The sequence below is a fragment of the Metabacillus niabensis genome, from assembly GCF_902829255.1.
GTDB classification, from domain to species: Bacteria; Bacillota; Bacilli; order Bacillales; family Bacillaceae; genus Metabacillus; species Metabacillus niabensis.
The window spans coordinates 1-1,550 of the sequence record NZ_CADEPK010000219.1; the positions used below are offsets into that span (position 1 = coordinate 1).

The following is a 1,550-nucleotide window of genomic DNA, read 5'->3' on the forward strand; positions in this document are numbered from 1 at the left end:
ATTAATGTTTACTTCCCTTGCTAATTCGATCGAATCTACAAAAAAGCTATTTTCTTCATAACCCTTTTTAATTAAAGCATTAAACATTTTTGATTGAAACGTAACAATAAGACTATCATTTGTTGACTTAACTACAGAACCTAATAATTTATCAACCTCTCTAGTCCCACGAAAATCGAATAATTGCCACGTATCTACTTTTATATCTTGAAGCATTAGTTGTGGCTTTCTAAAATTATTCCATTCATTAATTGATAGCTCGCCGATTGCTGATAACTGGACTGACGGAGATAGTTCATCATGAATATAGCCTAATCCAAAACCTACACTATCTAATTGATGGACATCATCCTCGAAAACGAGCTTCAAATGATTTTGTTCTGATCCGATTTTTCGTACATTTGCAAGAGTGACCTCTTCAATTTGTACGATTGGCTTAGGATTATCCACCCCAAATGGAGCTAATTTTTGCATTTCTTCAATAGAATGAACAGTTATTTCTTCAAGTTTACAACATACATCAACTTTCGTAATTGGAATAAAATCCGTTTCAGTTAATTGTTGTTTCCCTTTTTCAACTAATCGTTTTCTTAACTCCTCAACGTCTTCAAGCTTTAAAGTCATACCGGCTGCCATCGGATGGCCTCCAAAGTGTGGTAAGATATCGCGGCAAGTTGATAGATTTTCAAATAAATCAAAGCCTTCTATACTTCTTGCTGACCCTTTTGCGATCCCTTTTTCATTATCAATGCTTAGAACAATTGTTGGACGATAGTACCTTTCAACCAATCTAGAAGCTACAATTCCGACAACTCCAGGATTCCAATTTTCCTTCGCAATGACAAGTACTGGATTATCTTCAATCGGAAAATTTGCCTCTACCTCTTCAATCGCCTCTTCCGTCATGTTGTTTACTAGTTTTTGACGTTCTTTATTTAATAAATCAATTTCATGAGCGATTTCCATCGCTTCGTCCTCATTGTCTGATAAAAGCAAATCAACAGCGGGATCTGCAGATTGTAATCTTCCAACAGCATTAATACGTGGAGCTAACGCAAATCCAATCGTTTCCTCATTAATTGTAGACAAATCAACATTTGCAACCTTTAATAATGCTTTTAAGCCAACGCGATTTGTCGATTTCATTTGCTTTAATCCCATTTTAGCAATAAGTCGATTTTCATCCTTTAATGAAACAAGGTCAGCAATTGTCCCAATTGCTGCTATTTCTAGTAAATCAACAGGTAGCTCTCCAAGTAGTGCGTGACATAACTTAAATGCAACTCCAACTCCAGCTAACTCTTTAAACGGATATGGACAGTTTGGTTGCTTTGGATGAACGATCGCAAGCGCATCTGGTAAAATTGGACCTGGCTCATGGTGATCAGTAATAATAAGGTCAACACCAAGCTCCTTTGCAATATTCGCTTCATGCACAGCAGCAATTCCTGTATCTACAGTAATAATTAATGAAAATCCTTGAGCATGGGCAAACCTAAATGCTGCTTCGTTTGGACCGTATCCTTCTGTAAAACGATTCGGTATATAAA

Annotated in this window: 1 protein-coding gene; it reads right to left on the minus strand. The window is 36.5% G+C overall.

What is annotated here, in order from left to right; genetic code table 11:
• A partial coding sequence (gene recJ, locus HU235_RS14260) for a single-stranded-DNA-specific exonuclease RecJ (RefSeq protein WP_174880613.1) occupies window positions 1–1,550 on the minus strand: 1,550 nt, incomplete at both ends.